15 protein-coding genes and 1 pseudogene are annotated in these 17,315 nt (G+C 43.6%); all 16 read left to right on the top strand.

Annotated elements, in window-relative coordinates:
• The first annotated feature begins 247 nt into the window (after positions 1-247).
• The 16 genes and pseudogenes from KSMBR1_RS04510 (at position 248) to KSMBR1_RS04420 (ending at position 17,291) form a co-directional block, all read left to right on the top strand.
• Positions 248-1,504 (top strand): lipid II flippase MurJ, encoded by a 1,257-nt coding sequence (locus KSMBR1_RS04510; protein ID WP_099324258.1) that lies wholly within the window; start codon positions 248-250, stop codon positions 1,502-1,504.
• A gap of 61 nt (positions 1,505-1,565) precedes the next feature.
• The gene (locus KSMBR1_RS04505; protein WP_099326974.1) at positions 1,566-2,135 is read left to right on the top strand and encodes a CatB-related O-acetyltransferase; all 570 of its coding nucleotides are present in this window, start codon (positions 1,566-1,568) and stop codon (positions 2,133-2,135) included.
• Positions 2,136-2,281: 146 nt separating this feature from the next.
• The gene (locus tag KSMBR1_RS04500) at positions 2,282-3,001 is read left to right on the top strand and encodes a class I SAM-dependent methyltransferase (protein ID WP_099324257.1); all 720 of its coding nucleotides are present in this window, start codon (positions 2,282-2,284) and stop codon (positions 2,999-3,001) included.
• A complete protein-coding gene (locus KSMBR1_RS04495; protein WP_099324256.1) occupies positions 2,998-3,954 on the top strand; it encodes a class I SAM-dependent methyltransferase in 957 nt (318 codons plus the stop codon). Before KSMBR1_RS04500 ends, KSMBR1_RS04495 begins: the two co-directional genes overlap by 4 nt.
• The gene (locus KSMBR1_RS04490; protein WP_099324255.1) at positions 3,951-5,006 is read left to right on the top strand and encodes a glycosyltransferase; all 1,056 of its coding nucleotides are present in this window, start codon (positions 3,951-3,953) and stop codon (positions 5,004-5,006) included. Before KSMBR1_RS04495 ends, KSMBR1_RS04490 begins: the two co-directional genes overlap by 4 nt.
• 417 nt (positions 5,007-5,423) lie before the next feature.
• Positions 5,424-5,804 (top strand): class I SAM-dependent methyltransferase, encoded by a 381-nt coding sequence (locus KSMBR1_RS04480; protein WP_099324253.1) that lies wholly within the window; start codon positions 5,424-5,426, stop codon positions 5,802-5,804.
• A 79-nt stretch (positions 5,805-5,883) separates the two neighbouring features.
• On the top strand, positions 5,884-7,221 hold the full coding sequence (locus tag KSMBR1_RS04475; protein ID WP_099323544.1) for an IS1380-like element ISCku8 family transposase: 1,338 nt from the start codon (positions 5,884-5,886) through the stop codon (positions 7,219-7,221).
• Positions 7,222-7,656: 435 nt separating this feature from the next.
• The gene (locus KSMBR1_RS04470; protein ID WP_099324252.1) at positions 7,657-8,781 is read left to right on the top strand and encodes a glycosyltransferase family 4 protein; all 1,125 of its coding nucleotides are present in this window, start codon (positions 7,657-7,659) and stop codon (positions 8,779-8,781) included.
• Positions 8,782-8,786: 5 nt separating this feature from the next.
• Positions 8,787-9,655 (top strand): annotated as a pseudogene (locus KSMBR1_RS23165) (class I SAM-dependent methyltransferase).
• Positions 9,656-9,890: 235 nt separating this feature from the next.
• Positions 9,891-10,931 carry an EpsG family protein gene (locus tag KSMBR1_RS04460; RefSeq protein ID WP_099324251.1) on the top strand — a complete coding sequence of 347 codons (1,041 nt, stop codon included), beginning with the start codon at positions 9,891-9,893 and terminating at the stop codon, positions 10,929-10,931.
• Positions 10,932-10,933: 2 nt separating this feature from the next.
• Positions 10,934-11,095, top strand: coding sequence for a hypothetical protein (locus KSMBR1_RS04455; protein ID WP_197705333.1), 162 nt, complete (start codon positions 10,934-10,936; stop codon positions 11,093-11,095).
• A 287-nt stretch (positions 11,096-11,382) separates the two neighbouring features.
• Positions 11,383-12,075, top strand: a complete 693-nt coding sequence (locus tag KSMBR1_RS04445; protein ID WP_157820385.1) for a class I SAM-dependent methyltransferase — start codon at positions 11,383-11,385, stop codon at positions 12,073-12,075.
• Positions 12,076-12,566: 491 nt separating this feature from the next.
• Positions 12,567-13,397, top strand: coding sequence for a class I SAM-dependent methyltransferase (locus KSMBR1_RS04440; RefSeq protein WP_099324249.1), 831 nt, complete (start codon positions 12,567-12,569; stop codon positions 13,395-13,397).
• Complete coding sequence (locus KSMBR1_RS04435; RefSeq protein ID WP_099324248.1) at positions 13,390-14,517, top strand: glycosyltransferase; 1,128 nt, start codon at positions 13,390-13,392, stop codon at positions 14,515-14,517. The genes KSMBR1_RS04440 and KSMBR1_RS04435 overlap by 8 nt, the downstream gene beginning before the upstream one ends.
• A 486-nt stretch (positions 14,518-15,003) precedes the next feature.
• Entirely contained in the window at positions 15,004-16,131 is a 1,128-nt protein-coding gene (locus tag KSMBR1_RS04425; RefSeq protein ID WP_099324246.1) for a hypothetical protein, read from the top strand.
• Between the two features lie 17 nt (positions 16,132-16,148).
• Positions 16,149-17,291, top strand: a complete 1,143-nt coding sequence (locus KSMBR1_RS04420) for a glycosyltransferase family 4 protein (protein WP_099324245.1) — start codon at positions 16,149-16,151, stop codon at positions 17,289-17,291.
• The last annotated feature ends 24 nt before the right edge of the window (positions 17,292-17,315 follow it).

Genomic DNA, 17,315 nt, shown 5'->3' with positions numbered 1-17,315 from the left:
CGCCTTCGTGGCAAAACTTTTTTGCGATGAGTAATTATTAATTATTAAATTGGAATTTTGAAAATTGGATTTTGTGATTTATTTGGGATTTGTTATTTCATATTTTGGATATTATTTGTCACCGTGGACATTTGCTTAACATTTAAGATGAGACCCTCACGTACTTCTACAAATACTTCTAGTGCTTATTGTATCAACAATTAGTGTGCTGACTATCTTTAATGAACAAATTCAGGTTATGTAAACCGTGAAACTATTTATTCAACTCGGCATACTTTCAGCCACCAACATTGGTCTTTCGTTTTTCTTTCAATGGTATGTGCTTACGCAACTGGGGCCTGGTGCTTACACAGATGCCCTGTTTGCCGGCATGGCGATGCCGCAGCTTGTCCTTGCGGTTATCAGTGGTTCACTTATGCATGTACTGGTGCCGCTTCTTTCGGGAGAAAGCGAAGATCGTATTCGGCATGACGCATGGGGATTTCTTGCTCTTATCGGAGGTTTGTTCGGGCTGTTGGCCTTTCTGCTTTATGCGGCAGCCCCGTGGTGGGTACCGCTCACCGTGCCAGGCTTCGATGAAGCGGGGCAGGCATTGACTGTAGAGCTTACCCGCATCCAACTCGTTGGCATGGTCTTTACTGCTATAAATGGTGTGCAATGGGCCGCTTACCATGCACGACAGCAGTTTTTGTGGGCCGAATTTACTCCGATTTTGGCAAGTGTCTTTGCCTTGCTGCTATTGGTTTGGGCGCTTCCCCGTTTCGGTGTGATTGCGGCTGCATGGATAAGCACCCTGCGCATGGGACTGCAAACCTTGCTACTCGCCCCCGGTATGGGTAGCCCGGTTCGTCCAGACTTGAAAAGCCCGGCCATCAGAGAAGCCTGGCGGCGCATCAAACCCCTACTTCTGGGCACGGCTTACTACAAGACGGATCCCTTGGTTGACCGCTTTTTGCTTTCCTCTGCCGGTAGTGGTAGCCTGTCATTATATTACCTCGCTCAACAGATTTATGGTGCTGTCAGCCAAGTTATCAACAAGGCGATCTCGACGCCCTTGGTGCCAGCACTCAGTCGGCTCGACAAGGCGGGGGACAAGGCAGGCTTTCGGAGGATATATCACCGGAAATTGCTGCAAGTGGGTGCGTTCAGCCTCGCCGGTCTATTGATTTTAGGTCTGTTCGGTCAACCCCTACTCGCTCTATTAGCTGGATATGGCAAATTATCCAATCAGAACTTGAAATTGTTATGGTTGATGATGTTATTGATGTCCGGGCAATTCGCAATTGGCAATCTGGGTATGATAATGACATCCATGTTTTATTCACTGGGTGATACTAAATCACCAACAGCAGTAGGTATGGTTGCCTATTCGCTGGGCGTGGTAATAAAGATTCTAATGTTTTATGTTATGGGCGCTCTTGGCTTGGCCATGGGTGTAAGTATTTATTTCTTAATATCGTGGGCTTTGATGACCAAGAAAATTTCTGAGAAAAAATATGTTTAAGAGATTGGTGTGGCGTATACGCACAAAATGGTTTTCGCGCCCGGGACCTTACCGCTTTCTGATGAAAGAAAACCCAGATTTGGCTGGGTTCAATATCGGAGACAAGAGTTATGGAAAACCAAGAATACTATTTCCTGGGAGCGGCGCATCCCTAAGTATAGGGAAATATACCTCTATTGCTGACGACGTTGTTATTATGCTCGGGGGTGAGCATAGGTCTGATTTGGCTACTACATCACCACTAAATCTATATTACAGAGAATGGTTGGCCATTAAAGCTCATCCTATCACTAAAGGTGATGTTATTATTGGAAATGATGTTTGGATTGGACGGGAAGCGTTAATTTTATCAGGGGTTACTATTGGCAATGGTGTTGTGATTGGGGCAAAGGCCCTGGTAACAAAAGATGTTGCGCCTTACTCAATTGTTGGCGGCAACCCAGCTAGACATATTCGATTTCGTTTCCCTGAAGAAATAATTGCCGAGTTAATTGAGATGGCATGGTGGGACTGGCCTGAGGAAATCGTCCGTGAGGCTGTACCCTACTTGTTATCCGAGAATATCCATGCACTGATTGATTATTATCATAGGCGTATTCGGGAAACCCGTATCAAGTCTCCCTCCCGATAGGAGCCTACGGAAAAAACCGCCAGCATGTAATGACAATGACGTATGTATAACCAATGCCACAGCCACATCGTGCTCAATGCAATCAATTGGGGTGCTTGGGTGTGCCCCTTTAAATAATTTGCCTTCGTATTATTAGGATAATGCTGATGCTTGTGAATGAAGACTTCTCAACGAGAAGTAAAATACAGGATATAGGTAGATGGTATGTGACTCGTTTCGTAGAGAGCGTAGCAAAGAGTCTGCCAAAGGGCGCTTCTATATTGGATGCTGGAGCAGGTGAAGGTGTTTACAAAAAACTCTTTTCTCATTGCAACTATAAAGCGATTGATTTAGCCGTGGGGGAGAGCCGTTGGAATTATGCCAATCTTGATTATGTTGCTCCCTTACATGAAATGCCTATCAAGGATGATAGCTTCGATGCGGTGCTGTGTACTCAAGTGCTTGAACATCTTGAATGGCCACAGGAAAGCGTCAAGGAAATGTATCGCGTCCTTAGGCCAAGTGGAAAGCTATATATGACGGTACCGATGGCTCATCCTGAACATCAGACCCCATATGACTTTTTTAGATATACTTCCTATGGGCTTGAATCCATCTGCAAGCACGCTGGATTCCAGGAAATCAAGATCACCAATTTTGGAGGTCTTTGGGTACGTTGGGCATACGAGTTACCGCGGGGTTTGACAATTTTCCCGCCAACAGGGCTTCGCAGCAACAATCCAAACGTCATTGGAATTGCACTTTTCCCTATCAAAATTGTTGCGATAGGAATTATGCGCTTGCTGCAAGTGATGTTCTTGTGGCTTGATAGGTTCGATAAAAAGAAGGATGAACCATTTGGCTGGGCTTGTGAGGCTATAAAATGATTGATTCGACTTGTATAGAGAATGTCTCCTGCCCCTTGGGCTGTCCGAGGAACGACAATATCGTTCTCATTGGGCGCGACCTGCTTCACGACCTTCCCGGTGAATTCGCCGTCGTCAAATGCTTTGAATGCGGCCTAATGCGCACCAACCCCCGTCCAAGTCCAGACAGCATCGGCTTCTATTACCCAGATGACTACGGCCCTTACCTGGGCACACGGGTGCAGCAGGCTAAGCCCAAGCAGGCTTCCAGCATCAAGAAGTTGCTCAGGCCCTTGGTCAAATGGTTTTTCAACTTCAACGTTGCCTCCTTGCCGCCACTAGCCCCTGGTCGACTTCTGGAAGTGGGCTGTGCGTCCGGCGTGTTCCTACACCACATGGCGGGACAAGGCTGGCAAGTGGAGGGCATCGAGTTTTCCGAGAAGGCTGCTCAGGCCGCAGCCCAGCACGGCTACCACGTTCATGCCGGGCCACTGGAAACTGCCCCGAAGCCTGATGAGCCTTTTGACCTTGTCGTGGGCTGGATGGTACTGGAGCACCTCCACGACCCCATCGGCGGCCTTAAGAAACTACGCGAATGGACCAAGCCCGGTGCATGGCTGGTGCTATCCGTGCCAAACTCAGCATCGCTGGAGTTTCGCCTGTTCAAAGAGAAATGGTATGCACTGCAATTGCCCAACCATCTTCATCATTTCACACCCGAAACCCTGGGGCGGGTTCTGCAGGCCGGCGGCTGGACAATGGAGAAGATTCACCACCATCGAGTGTTGAGCAACCTGATCGCCAGCACCGGTTACCTGCTGCGAGGCAAGGGCTATGCCGGGCTGGGGCAAAAACTTATCAGCTTTCCAGAACGGGCTGGCAGGTGGTCATATGCGCTATATCCGCTGGCTTGGTTTTTAAGTGTATTTGGTCAGACCGGACGCATGACTATCTGGGCGAGGGTTAATCCATGATTCGTGTCGCCGCGCTAACTCAAGGCCGTTTTATCCCGGGGGCAAGATTTAGAGTTCGTCAAAATATCCAGAAATTGCAAAAGCTCGGGATAAATGTTTCAGAATATTTTCCAGAAATCAATGTCTATAAAGGAGTGCCGTTCGATATCGGTCAATGGCCGAGATTCGCACGCTTCCCGATAGTTGCAACCTGGCAAGGGATGAAGATTGCTATGAGAACCCCCGCCGTATATCAGACTAGATGGCATCATGCTACATGGCTGCAAAGGGAGTTGCTGCCTGGGTATTTAACGCTGGAACGAATGCTTGGCTCACCGTTGGTCTTTGATGTTGATGATGCCATATGGTTGACCCGTGCAGGGGCTGCGGCCCGAAGCACCTCAAGAATTGCTGCTCATGCAAGCGCGGTGCTTGCAGGAAACCAGTACATTGCCGATTGGTTTTCCTCGTTCAATAAGAATGTGATCATAGTGCCTACAGCGGTTGATGTTGAAAGGTTCTTTCCCATAGAATCGATAGATGAAGGCGAGTTCGTAATCGGATGGATTGGAACCAGGGGTAATCTGCCTTATCTTGAGGGTATTTCTTTTGTATTAAGCGCTTTTTTCAAGCGGGTTGATAATGCGGTGCTTCTTGTTGTTTCTGACGGTTACCCGATACTTACGGAAGTGCTACAAAATCGCATTCGGTACATCCCTTGGTCAGAAGCCGGTGAAGTTGACGCTATCCAAAAGATGGATGTCGGCATTATGCCTATGCCAGATAATGAATGGACCCGTGGTAAGTGTAGTTTCAAGATGCTTCAGTACATGGCGTGTGGAATTCCTGTCGTTGTTTCCCCTGTAGGCATGAACGCCGAGGTTCTCGGAAAAGGTAATGTGGGGTTTGGCGTCACATCACAGGACGACTGGTTCGATTCCCTTGTGTATTTGCACGAGAATCGAATGGCCGGGCGCGAAATGGGAATGCGGGGCCGCGATGTTGTGATAAATAACTTTAGCACAGAGGTCGTTGCAAAAAGACTTTCTGAAGTATTTAGTGTCTTTGGATAAACAAGGAGACTCCTATTATTCATCCACTCTATAAGCAGCGACGGTGCCGAACGGGTAATGTCTATTATGACCAACTATTGGTCAGGGCGATGTTGGCAAATTACCCTGGTTATGCTTAATTCTACTACTTCGGGTTTTACATCTTGTCCTGGTGCAAAAAAAGTTATGGATTCATTTTTCTCTGATAAACCCGAAAAAGTTGTTTGCCTATCGATTGGACAAGGGCTTGTAATGAAAGGATACCAATGAACCAGGATGTGATTTGGGATTACTATCAAAATGAAGCGCCAGAAAGTTTCTCTGGTAGCATAGCGTGTCTAACTTTTTTGGCAAAGAAAGTGAAGCCTAAAAAAAGGGTGTTAAACATTGGTATTTGAGCTGGAATTTTTGAGCAGGCAGCGATAAGTCTGGGGCTTGATGTATACTCCCTGGATCCAAGCGAAAAATCAGTTGTACTTCTTCGTCAACGTTTTTGGAATGGGTGAAAAGGCCAAGGTTGGCTATAGCCAGGAAACTCCCTTCAACAATCTGCTTTTTGACGCTGTGGTAATATCTGAAGTAATTGAGCATCTTACTGATGAAGCAATTGAAAACACCTTAAGTGAAATATCACGCATTTTAATGCCTGGTGGTCAGATCATAGGAACGGTTCCTGCACGTGAAAAAATAAGTGAACAACGGGCGGTTTGTCCTAACTGCGCGAAGCACTTCCACCGGTGGGGGCATATTCAAACTTTTGACTCAAATAGAATACAACCTAAATCCTGCAAACAAGGCAAAGCCTTGTTGCAGGAATAGGATTGAAATGGTAGGATTTCCAAGGTATTCGGCGGTATATTGATAACAAAAAACACCTGAAAGGAGATTCACCATTTCGATGAAGAATATAGCAAAAAAATACAGCAAAAGACAACCGAAAATCAAGGCAGAGATGAGCGGGAAAGGCTTAACGGTACATGCAGGGCTTTTACCGGTATTGAATTTTATGGGTAAGCTGATGTTCCGGGAGAGAGTCCATGAAGCGGTCCATAAGGATCGTGGAGCAAATGCCCGGTATCAGTTTGTCGATGCGGTACAAATGGTAGTGATAGGGTTGATAGCAGGGGCGACATCGATGGTAGAGGTGATGAAGGTGTGTACAGATGAGGTATTGAAGAAGATGTCCGGGTGGAAAGAGGTACCTGTAGATACTACGATAGGACGTATTATGAAGCTGGCGAGTCAGGGAGATATAGTGGAACTGACGGGGGTGATCCACCGGTTTAGGGGAAAGATATGGAAGCGTGCGGTGAGATCAGGCCATAAACTCAGGAGTGCTCTTTGCGAAGTATGGATAGATGTTGATTCTACCGTAGATGGTGTATATGGGAAACAGGAGGGTGCAGAGGTAGGATATAATCCGCACAAGAAGGGGCAGAAGGCGTATCATCCCTTAATGGCATTTATTGCAGAAACAAAGGAGGTATTACATAGTTGGTTCCGCTGTGGAAGCGCCTACACGAGTAACGGAGTAGTAGAGTTCATGAAGGAATGTATGGCGTACATGAATAAGGGGGTAAGGGTGGTATTTCGGGGAGACAGCGGTTTTTTTACCGGAGAATTACTTGAATACCTTGAGTCAATATTGGCGGGATATCTGATTAAGGTAAAGCTGAAGAATCTGGAAGGATTGCTTGAAGGGCAGAAATGGAATGAGGTGAAAGGGGAGCCAGGATGGGAACAGGCTGAATTTTGGTATCGATGTGCAGGGTGGGATCGTGCGAGACGTTTTGTGGCAGTGCGGCAATTGGTCAAAAGAGAAAAGAAATTAGTAGAAGTGTCCGTGTATGAGTATTTTTGTTACGTTACAACGGAGCGGTTAAGTCCGATGGAAGCGCATCGTTGTTATGGAAAGAGGGCTACCTGCGAGACTTTGATAGAAGAGAGTAAAGGACAGATGAATGCGGGGCACATACGTACGGGTGAATTTTTGGCCAATGCTGCGCTATTTCAGTGTGCGGTGTTAGCGTATAATCTTTTGAAGTGGATGGGATTGCTCAGTGGTGGAGTGATACAACAGTGGGAAGTAAAGACGATGAGACTGTGGTTAATCCGTGTGGCAGGGAAACTGGTGGAGAGAAGCCGGCAGATGACATTAAAATTGCCGGAGAAATTTCTCCATCAGGAGGAATGGGAAAAGTGGGAACGCATGTCACTGGATGTAGTTTTTCAGTAGAAAACCGACGTTGTATTTCGTTTTTTTAGTCTTTTGAGAGTGGTAAGTATACCGCAGATGGAGACAGTACATCCCTATCTTGATTTTCATTGCATCAGAGAGCACGTTTCCGACAATTTCCCATGTCTTTTTGTTTAAAGTAGTACAATAGCGCTACCACAATTGCTAAAAAACGGATATCTGTTATCGCTTTTTGCCAATCTTGGTAGTGGAAAATACTGATTTTCGCATTGCGAAAATCGTTTGCAGGATTTAGGTACAAACACTTCTTGCCAAATATTTTAAAGTAGAAGAGGTGTTTGAGCGGCCTTTTATTACTTGGTCAACGCTTAACTGGAAGGGGAAGGCCCAGGCCCAGGTTCTTTTCAAGATACTTCTTTGTTTTATGGGCATTCATGGTAGCAACGAAAATATAGTATCTATAGCTAACAAACCATGCGTATAACCCTTGTTATTTCTTCTTTATCTTCCGGCGGTGCAGAGCGTGTTATATCAACAATGGCTAATTATTGGGCCCAAAAAAATTGGGAGATTTCACTCATTACGCTTGATTCTACTGCCTCTGATTTTTACAAACTTCGCCTTGATGTAAAACGTGTTGCACTGGGGCGGATGGGTGAATCTAGCAATCCGTTTGCAGCTATAAGGAATAATATAATTCGTCTTATAAAATTACGTCGTGCAATAAAATCGTCAAAGCCTGATATTGTGATTAGTTTTGTGGACAGGATGAATATAATGACCTTGTTGGCGACCCGTGGACTGGGTTTGAAGGTTATTATTTCAGAGAGGATAGACCCCGCTTACCATGATTGTGGGCGTACCTGGTCTTTGCTACGCAATGCAACCTATCCATGGGCAGATGCAATTGTTGTTCAGTCTAACAAGGCAAGACAATGGATAGAAGAAATTGTTAAAAAGGGGACTACGTTTGTAATACCTAACCCAATTAGTAACGTAAATGAAAAAACAAATCTCGAACAATCAGATACTGCTTTTGGGGGAAATGCGAAGTCTAAGCAAATCATAGTTGCAATGGGCAGGTTAACTGCGCAAAAGGGTTTTGACTTGCTTTTACATGCCTTTGCCAGGATAGCACAGTCCCATCACAATTGGCATCTTTTTATTTTTGGTGACGGGAAAGATCGGGATACCTTGATACAACTTGCCAATGAGTTGGGGATTGCAGGGCTTGTTTCTTTGCCTGGACGAGTAAATAATCCTATGCAGCTTTTACGTCAAGCGAATATGTTTGTTTTATCTTCCCGTTACGAGGGGTTTCCTAATGCCTTACTTGAGGCCATGGCCTGTGGACTACCCGTAGTAAGTTTTGCTTGTCCTTCCGGGCCTCGGGAAATTATCCGTGATGGTATAGATGGTTTGTTAGTACCACCGGAAGATGTAAATGCAATGGCAGCAGCCATGGGTCAATTGATGACGGATGAGGCATTGTATAAACGTCTGGCATCGAGGGCGCCAGAAGTTCTTGAGAGATTCGGAATGGAAAAGATCATGGGCATGTGGGAAGAGTTATTGGCTGGTTGTGTAAAAGGAGAATAGAAGGTATGGATGATCACTCGATGGAAATAAAAAAGGGGGAACGTTTTGAGTTTGGCAAGAACTGGCGGCATTTTTTTGCTTGCATAAATGAAGATAGAATTCTCGAAGCGAAAAGATCATTAAAAATTATGTTGAATGTTGAAGATTTGGAAGGAAAATCATTCCTGGATATTGGTTCAGGTAGTGGATTATTCAGTCTGGCAGCACGGCGTTTGGGTGCTCATGTTCATTCTTTTGATTATGATCCGCAATCTGTAGCCTGTACTCATGAGCTGAAACGGCGTTATTTCCCTAATGATAGCAACTGGACAATTGGAGAAGGTTCTGCTTTAGACACAAATTATTTGAGTTCATTGGGAACATTCGACGTCGTTTATTCATGGGGTGTTTTACACCATACTGGCGCAATGTGGGAAGCACTGGGCAATGTGGCATCGCTGGTTACTGGGGGGGGGGGGAATTGTTCATTGCGATTTATAACGACCAGGGCGGATGGAGTCGGCGGTGGCGAATGCTGAAGCGAATATACAATGCGCTGCCTCGTCCCCTCAAATTGCCATATGCCATTCTGATCATGGGGCCGCGCGAACTGAAGTTCTTGACCCTGGCCATCTTGAAATGTAAGCCGTGGGTTTATTTTGACAATGTTACTCGCTACTCGGAACGCAGTTTAAGGGGCATGAGCTACTGGCACGATATGATCGATTGGATTGGTGGGTACCCGTTTGAGGTGGCAAAGCCTGAAGAAATTTTTAATTTCTATCGAGATAGGGGGTTTCGTCTGGATCAACTGCAAACCGGCGCCGGTGGATTGGGATGCAATCAGTTTGTGTTCACTCGTGTACAGAGAAAGGGAGAATGGATTGATGGTTGATGTACATGGTTCAGAAGTTTAGAATGGCAAGAGATTTGAATTTGGCGCAAACTGGGCGCGGTTTCTGGAGGTGTTGAACAACGAGCGCATTGCACGAAAAATCGATGTGCGATTGGCCAAAGTGATCGGTAACTTGGGGAGTGGTAAATCGGAGACCCACAACCACGGGTGGGGGTACTCCATTTTTAATTCAGAAAATCATGTGTCAATATCAATTCATCTTTTTGGAATAGCTATGTTTAAAAAGCCTACAAATTATCATCAAAGTGCTAACCCCGGTCCATCACGTCTGGATTTATTTGGTTTGAGGCAAACAACATGGCTGGCGATGGTCTTTTTTGTCGGCGTATCTTTGATTCTGGCGAGGCGTACACTTTATACAGCCCCTGATGATCTAAGTTACATCAAATATTTTGAAGGAACAAATTTTACGATTTTGACGGACTGGTGGTCCTATGTGCTGGAGGAGCCTTTGTGGTCAACATATGCCTCGTTTATGGGGGAGATTTTCGGTGCTGAAACCTCGTTAAGGATCACTATTTTTTTTAGTTCGCTCATGTTTCTTGTCGCAAACAACAAATTGACGCGAGGGGCATGGATATTCATTCTTTTTGCCTTTGTCATAGATTCCACGCTATCTACGCAGATGTATTACAACCAGATAAGGCAAGGATTTGCTTTGTCGGTTTTTTTAATGATGGTTGCAGGAGGCTTAAGTCCTTTTTTAGGGGCTGTAGTGGCTTCAACAATTCACACCTCCTTTATTTTCGTTATTCCGTGTGCTATTGCAGCCGTTGTTGCCAGGAGGTCAAATATTCGCTTGATTGCTATCCTTCTTGCTGTCGGGCTATATGTTTTTTATCTTAACCGTATAATGGGTAGCATTGATTTTGGGCGAAGATCGGAATCTTATGAATTAAAAGGAAAGGTCAATGTTTTTTTCTATGCAGCTACTGTTTTGCAGAATGGGTTGATTTTTTTTCTTTTAAAAAATAAAAGTTCCGATGATCAACAAGAGTTTTGGTTTCGGTTTTCCTTGATTTTTTGCACATTTGCAATATGTATGACCCTCATTCATGCGGCAGCAGGGCGGCTGATGTACATTGCAAATGCTCTTGTAGCGATTCTCCTTGGGTTGAACTTAAAAAGAGAGCGGGGGAAAATTACTGCCATAGTATGGTTTCTATTGTTGTTCGCGCTCCTAATAAACGAAGGCAGGAAAGGTGGCTTTGGTTCGGATACATGGTTTGGTCGATGGTACCTTATTCTGAGATAACGATGAAGATTACGTTCATTATCACCGGCCTTTCTACTGGTGGCGCAGAAACAATGCTGCTGAAAGTTCTTGAGCGGCTGGGGCCTGGGTTCTCGCCCCACGTCATTTCGCTCACCAATATTGGGGAAGTCGGCCATCTTTATTCCTTATTTTGTTTTCGGTAGTGTAGCTGTAAATATTTTAAATGGCAAAAATCCGCTGTTAAGGTATACCACGAGTAAAAAAATGGGTATGTCTAATACGCAGATTGGTTAGGCGGTTATCCGTTTGAAGTAGCAAAGCCAGAAGAGATTTTTAGCTTTTACCGGGAAAGAGGGTTTGTTTTGGAAAAGTTAAAGACTTGTGCAGGTGGAAAAGCATGTAATGAATTTGTGTTTACCCGGATGTAATCGAGGTTGTAATGAATAACTACGAGTTTTTTGCATATTATATTTGTAAATTGGCGGCCGGAATGTCTGCCTCAATAACTGTACTCGATTATGGTTGTGGGGCTGGCCAGATTGTAACGGCGTTAAGAAATAAGGGGATTGACGCCAGGGGGTGCGATGTTTTTTATACGGGGGGGGATTATTCAAGTCGCGTTCAACCCGAGTTGCTTGGGGGGGTAATCAAGCACATGGAGCATGGAGTAATTCCATTTCCGGATGAGAGTTTTGATTATGTAGTCAATAATCAGGTTATGGAGCATGTTGAGGATATTGACAGTGTACTTACTGAAATTTATCGCGTGCTAAAGCCTGGCGGCCAGGTTCTGAGCATGTTTCCTGACAAGAGTTGCTGTAGAGAAGGTCATTGCGGAATACCTTTCCTGCATTGGTTTCCCAAAAGTTCAAAGGGCAGGATTTACTACGCGGCATTCCTGAGAGCGCTTGGAATGGGTTATTTCAAAGGTGATAAATCCATACTGCAATGGAGTCGGGATTTTTGTCAATGGTTAGACCGGTGGACCTGGTACAGAAGTTACCGTGAGATTTGCACTGTATTCGATAAACGTTTCGTGCGCTTGACACATATCGAAGAACAATGGCTGCAAATTCGATACGGTCGGTGGGCGATGATAATTGGTTGGTTGCCAAGACAGATTCGTCGTTGGGTTTTGAGGAAACTGGCTGGGATGGTCTTTATCAGCATTAAGGCAATATAGATATACTGAGAAGGTTCATCAATTGTGATTTTATTTTGAAATTCCTAACGATGAATTTATTACTATTCAATTAAAGCGCTATGAATCCCGTAGGGATGAAATGATTATAGACGATTGCAAAAAAAACCGACGATAAACCCCTAATGGGCGACATGATCGTTTTTCCGTGAAATGCCCGGCGTGTCCATTATGTCATCCCCTTGGGATTGGGTGTTGCTTCCTGTTTTTTCGTCTATAATCTTTTAGTACAAAGAGAAAATTCGATTACCTTGCTAACAACCATAGTAGGAATAATGTAAATAGCACGAATAGGCGTCTCGTAGTAAAGCATTGAAGTTCCACGTGATTTAGTTATGTTGGATTTTATGGTAAGAGGGAAATATAAGTGAATTCCCAGGGGTGCCAGAAGTTCTTGAACGATTCAAAATGGCAAAGAACATGGATATGTGGGAAAGTTTGTTAGCTGGTTGTGTAAAAGGAGAATAGAAGGTATGGATGATCACTCGATGGAAATAAAAAAGGGGGAACGTTTTGAGTTTGGCAAGAACTGGCGGCATTTTTTTGCTTGCATAAATGAAGATAGAATTCTCGAAGCGGAAAGATCATTAAAAACTATGTTGAGTATTGAAAATTTAGAGGGAAAATCATTCCTCGATATTGGTTCAGGTAGTGGGTTATTCAGTCTGGCGGCACGGCGTCTGGGTGCCCGCGTTCATTCTTTTGATTATGATCCACAATCTGTAGCCTGTACTCATGAGCTGAAACGGCGTTATTTCCCTAATGATAGCAACTGGACAATTGGAGAAGGTTCTGCTTTAGACACAAATTATTTAAGTGCATTGGGAACATTCGACGTCGTTTATTCATGGGGTGTGCTTCACCACACTGGGGACATGTGGAAGGCACTACAAAATAGTATTTTACCTGTTGCAAGCAGTGGAAAGTTGTTTATTGCTATCTACAACGATCAAGGTGGTCGGTCTAAACGCTGGCGAAGGATTAAGCAATTTTATTGTTCAGGGATGATTGGCAAGTGTTTGGTTAAGGCAATATTTTATCCGTGGCTCTTCACTTTAGCCGTATTGGCTGGCTTTGTAAAGTATCGCAACCCATTAGGCTATTTTATGAAATATAGAAAACGTCGTGGCATGTCAATTATTCGGGATTGGGACGATTGGCTAGGTGGTTATCCCTTTGAAGTAGCCAAGCCAGAAGAGATATTTAGCTTTTATAGAGAAAGAGGATTTGTTTTGGAAAAACTGAAGACGTGTGGTGGCAGGCTTGGTTGTAATGAATTTGTATTTGTAAAGGGAAATGTCTAATAAAAAAATACTCTTCCTTACCCGCTCGCTTAATTACGGTGGCGCCGAGCGGCAACTCGTAGCCCTTGCAAAAGGTTTGCATGAACGCAGGCATAAGGTAGAAGTGGCAGTCTTCTATCATGGTGGTCCACTTGAACGCGATTTACAGGAGGCAGGTGTACCCGTAATCAGCCTGGGTAAACGTAAACGGTGGGATGTATTTCCTTTTCTTTGGCGTTTGATATGTTTAGTATATCGCGAAAAACCGGATATCTTACATGGATACTTATTTGAAGCAAATCTTTTAACTATTCTGCTTAAACCCATGTTTCCTCGGGTTAGGATGATATGGGGGGTGCGTGCCTCAAATGTGGATTTAAGCCAGTACGACTGGCTTGCGCGTCTTCTATTTCGAGTTGCGTGTTTTTTTTCACGTTTTGCAGATACCATTATTGTTAATTCTAACGCTGGAAAGGAATATCATCAGAAACGCGGTTTCCCAGAAAAAAAAATGGTGGTGATTCCTAATGGCATTGACACGGAAATATTCAAGCCCGATGCAGGGTCAGGAACTCGAATAAGGGCAGAATGGGGAATCAAAGAAGATGAAAAAGTAATAGGCCTGGTGGCACGCCTTGACCCCATGAAAGATCACCCAACCTTTCTTGAAGCAGCGGCTATATTAGTAAAGGAAAGAAAAGATGTCCGCTTTGTTTGTGTTGGTGACGGCCCAGATCTATATAAATCCAGACTAAGAGAGCTTTCTTGTAAGTATGGCTTAGAGACTAAACTTATTTGGACAGGTACGCGTTCTGATATGCCGTTTGTATATAATACCTTAGATATTGCCACTTCTTCTTCTTCTTATGGCGAGGGTTTTCCCAATGTTATTGGCGAGGCAATGGCGTGTGGAGTGCCTTGTGTGGTGACGGATGTTGGGGATTCGGGGTGGATTGTTGGGGATACAGGAATAGTTTTAGCCCCCAAAAGCCCAGGTTCTATTGTCATGGGTTGGAATAGTCTTCTATCCTTAGATTTAACAAAAATGATGTCATTAAAGGAAAAAGTACGACGACGTGTTATAGAAAATATGAGTGTTCAAAAAATGGTTTATAATACGGAACAATTACTTGCAGAATAGTTATGGGTGGGAGACGTTATGAAGCAAATCTTCGGTGTTGAACGAAAAAGTATGCAAATGATTAATGACTCGCAAATGTCAATTCCTGGGCGTATTAAAAAGTGTATATTTTCTGCCCCATTATCGATAATCACATTATTTATATACATGGCATTACGGAGTTCTGCAATTTTTCCAGAAGGTATAGCGGATATAGCAATATGGCATAAGGCCTATATAGGGTGGTACGATTTTCTCCTGGCATCATCATTGGTTGTAAGTTTTTTTTATAAATGGTTTCAGAATCGGTAAAGAGAATTTCATTTTTATATTGTTTTGTCCGTTTGTTATTTCATTAAGTTTTATTAATACTACGTTCGGCAGAAGGACAGTGGCGATCGATACGTAATCAAAGATTTTATCGTAATTTACATAATTATCGGCTTCACCATCAATGAAGCCGATCCTGGCTTTGAATTTTCATTTGGTATGAAAGGAGTATTAAAGATGTTTATACGTAAGATATTTTCTTTATTTATACTATGTTTTTTTATATGCATTATTCCACGGCAATTTTTGTTAGGGTCTCCTAAACAATCTCAGACAAATAGTCCCAAAGTATTATTGTTTTCTGCTATAGATACTGATTATCTTGCAGATACCCTTAGCGATTGGGGAGAAAATATTGGCATAAATGGATTTATGCTGGCATACGTTGCGGATTGGTGGACACCTAAGAAACAGATTTTTAAAGACATAGAGGTGTTAACAAAAATCAATAAAGAAGGGGCTGCTTACGGAATTGACAGTAATTTTATTAAAGTGGCTATTGGATATCGCGAATTACCAAATTGGACAGATGACAAGGCATGGGCAGTTGTTCTCAATAATTTTAGAAATATTGCGGATCTCATCAAACAATCAGGTACGAAAGGTATCGCACTTGATACAGAACCGTATAAAGCCTCTTTATTTGACACAAAGGCGGAACGATTTAAGTCAATGAATCGAGATATTTTGAAGGCCAAGATATACCAACGCGGCAAAGAGATAATGCAGTCGTTGACCGGAGTTTTCCCAGACATCGAGGTTATTATTCTGCCAGAGGGCGCCTTTTACTGGTTTAATCCAGGTGAAGGAACCATGCCGTATGCTTATGAGTTATGGATTGACTTTTTCAATGGGATGGCCAGCGTGAAGAACAACAAAGGTATCGTTGTCGCGGGAGAGTGTACATACAGTAATACAAGAGTGGACTCCATAACCTGGCTATATAACACGATTAATAAAACAATGAAACAACATGTAGAAGATCCCGTATTTTGGAAAGAAAGATGTTCAGTTGCACTTGGAATGTGGCCGCTTGGCAAGAGCTATTCAGACAAATCGGCGCGATATTCTCCCGTAAAATTTAAAGAACAATTTTTGCAAACGACAGCCTTATCTCCTAAATATGTTTGGATTTACGCATGTGGAGCACCATGGTGGCAAATGAAAAAGGCAGAGGTGAAGAAATATACTGCTAACGGGCGCTGGATTTGGGAGAAAAAGAATCAGGCATTACCAATGGATCCTGCGATTAAGGAATATTATGCTGTCGTTAAACAAAACAAAATCCGGCTCAACGGGAAATAAATAATACGTGTGTGCTCATGAGTAAAATAGGTATTGTTCATATAATCACCGGCCTGAATAGCGGTGGAGCGGAGGCCATGCTCAACAAACTTCTTTCCCGAATGGATAAAGAGGTTTTTGATCTGCAGGTGGTATCTCTCACGGGTCGCGGCACGTATGGAGAGAAGATAGAGTCCCTGGGGGTTAAGGTATATGCTCTTTGTATGAAAAGAGGAAGGTTCTCAATTATTGGATTCTGTCGTTTGATAAAACTTTTACGCGATTTAAAACCCGATCTCTTACAAGGCTGGATGTATCATGGCAACCTCGCCGCACAATTGGCCAGTTTTTTTATAAAATGGCAGGTGCCTGTATTGTGGAATATACGTCATTCTCTTTATTCTTTTGCTTACGAAAAAAAAGGAACCGCGATCGTAATTAAGATATGTAGGTATCTTACGGGATTTCCCAGGCGTATCGTTTATAATTCTAAAACCAGTGCAGAGCAGCATGAATACCTTGGATATCGAGGCGACAAACGTATTATCATTCCTAATGGCTTTGACGTCAATCTCTTCTCACCCTCTATTGAATCTGGCAAGGCAGTCCGTCACGAATTGGATGTTTCTTCAGATACACTTCTTATAGGTTTGATCGGGCGTTATCATCCCATGAAGGATCACACTAACTTTCTACAAGCCGCATCATTATTGCTAAAAGATTATTCAAATGTCCATTTCTTGCTTGCTGGTACTCAGGTAGATGGGCGTAATGAACGACTAAACCAGGTGATAAATAATTTAAATATTTCTACAAATGTACATTTACTTGGTGAGCGCATTGATGTACCTCGTTTAACAGCGGCATTAGATATAGCATCCTCTTCTTCTTATGCTGAAGCATTTTCAAATGTAATTGGTGAAGCGATGGGTTGTGGTGTGCCTTGTGTGGTGACGGATGTGGGAGAATCTTCCTCTATTGTTGGTGATACAGGTCTTGTTGTCCCGCCGCGCGATCCGGTTGCTTTGGCAAACGGCTGGCGAAAGTTAATTGAATTAGGGCGGGACAAACGATTAGCATTAGGCATGATGGCAAGGCAGCGTATCATAGAAAACTTTTCACTCGATGCCGTGGTAAAGAAATACGAAATGTTATACAAAGAAGTATTAGGGAGAAGTTGATATTTTCCTGAGAAATTTAATCAA

Origin of the sequence: Candidatus Kuenenia stuttgartiensis (genome assembly GCF_900232105.1) — a bacterium.
Taxonomy (GTDB): Bacteria; Planctomycetota; Brocadiia; order Brocadiales; family Brocadiaceae; genus Kuenenia; species Kuenenia stuttgartiensis_A.
Note: the sequence above shows the minus strand (reverse complement) of the source record. Positions and strands in the feature narration are given on the sequence as shown.

What these genes read in the sequence shown, in the direction of transcription:
- KSMBR1_RS04505 (WP_099326974.1), top strand. Translation starts at nt 1,566, where the DNA reads ATGAAAGAAAACCCAGATTTGGCTGGGTTCAATATCGGAGACAAGAGT.
- KSMBR1_RS04500 (WP_099324257.1), top strand. Translation starts at nt 2,282, where the DNA reads ATGCTTGTGAATGAAGACTTCTCAACGAGAAGTAAAATACAGGATATA.
- KSMBR1_RS04495 (WP_099324256.1), top strand. Translation starts at nt 2,998, where the DNA reads ATGATTGATTCGACTTGTATAGAGAATGTCTCCTGCCCCTTGGGCTGT.
- KSMBR1_RS04490 (WP_099324255.1), top strand. Translation starts at nt 3,951, where the DNA reads ATGATTCGTGTCGCCGCGCTAACTCAAGGCCGTTTTATCCCGGGGGCA.
- KSMBR1_RS04480 (WP_099324253.1), top strand. Translation starts at nt 5,424, where the DNA reads ATGTATACTCCCTGGATCCAAGCGAAAAATCAGTTGTACTTCTTCGTC.
- KSMBR1_RS04475 (WP_099323544.1), top strand. Translation starts at nt 5,884, where the DNA reads ATGAAGAATATAGCAAAAAAATACAGCAAAAGACAACCGAAAATCAAG.
- KSMBR1_RS04470 (WP_099324252.1), top strand. Translation starts at nt 7,657, where the DNA reads ATGCGTATAACCCTTGTTATTTCTTCTTTATCTTCCGGCGGTGCAGAG.
- KSMBR1_RS04460 (WP_099324251.1), top strand. Translation starts at nt 9,891, where the DNA reads ATGTTTAAAAAGCCTACAAATTATCATCAAAGTGCTAACCCCGGTCCA.
- KSMBR1_RS04455 (WP_197705333.1), top strand. Translation starts at nt 10,934, where the DNA reads ATGAAGATTACGTTCATTATCACCGGCCTTTCTACTGGTGGCGCAGAA.
- KSMBR1_RS04445 (WP_157820385.1), top strand. Translation starts at nt 11,383, where the DNA reads ATGTCTGCCTCAATAACTGTACTCGATTATGGTTGTGGGGCTGGCCAG.
- KSMBR1_RS04440 (WP_099324249.1), top strand. Translation starts at nt 12,567, where the DNA reads ATGGATGATCACTCGATGGAAATAAAAAAGGGGGAACGTTTTGAGTTT.
- KSMBR1_RS04435 (WP_099324248.1), top strand. Translation starts at nt 13,390, where the DNA reads ATGTCTAATAAAAAAATACTCTTCCTTACCCGCTCGCTTAATTACGGT.
- KSMBR1_RS04425 (WP_099324246.1), top strand. Translation starts at nt 15,004, where the DNA reads ATGTTTATACGTAAGATATTTTCTTTATTTATACTATGTTTTTTTATA.
- KSMBR1_RS04420 (WP_099324245.1), top strand. Translation starts at nt 16,149, where the DNA reads ATGAGTAAAATAGGTATTGTTCATATAATCACCGGCCTGAATAGCGGT.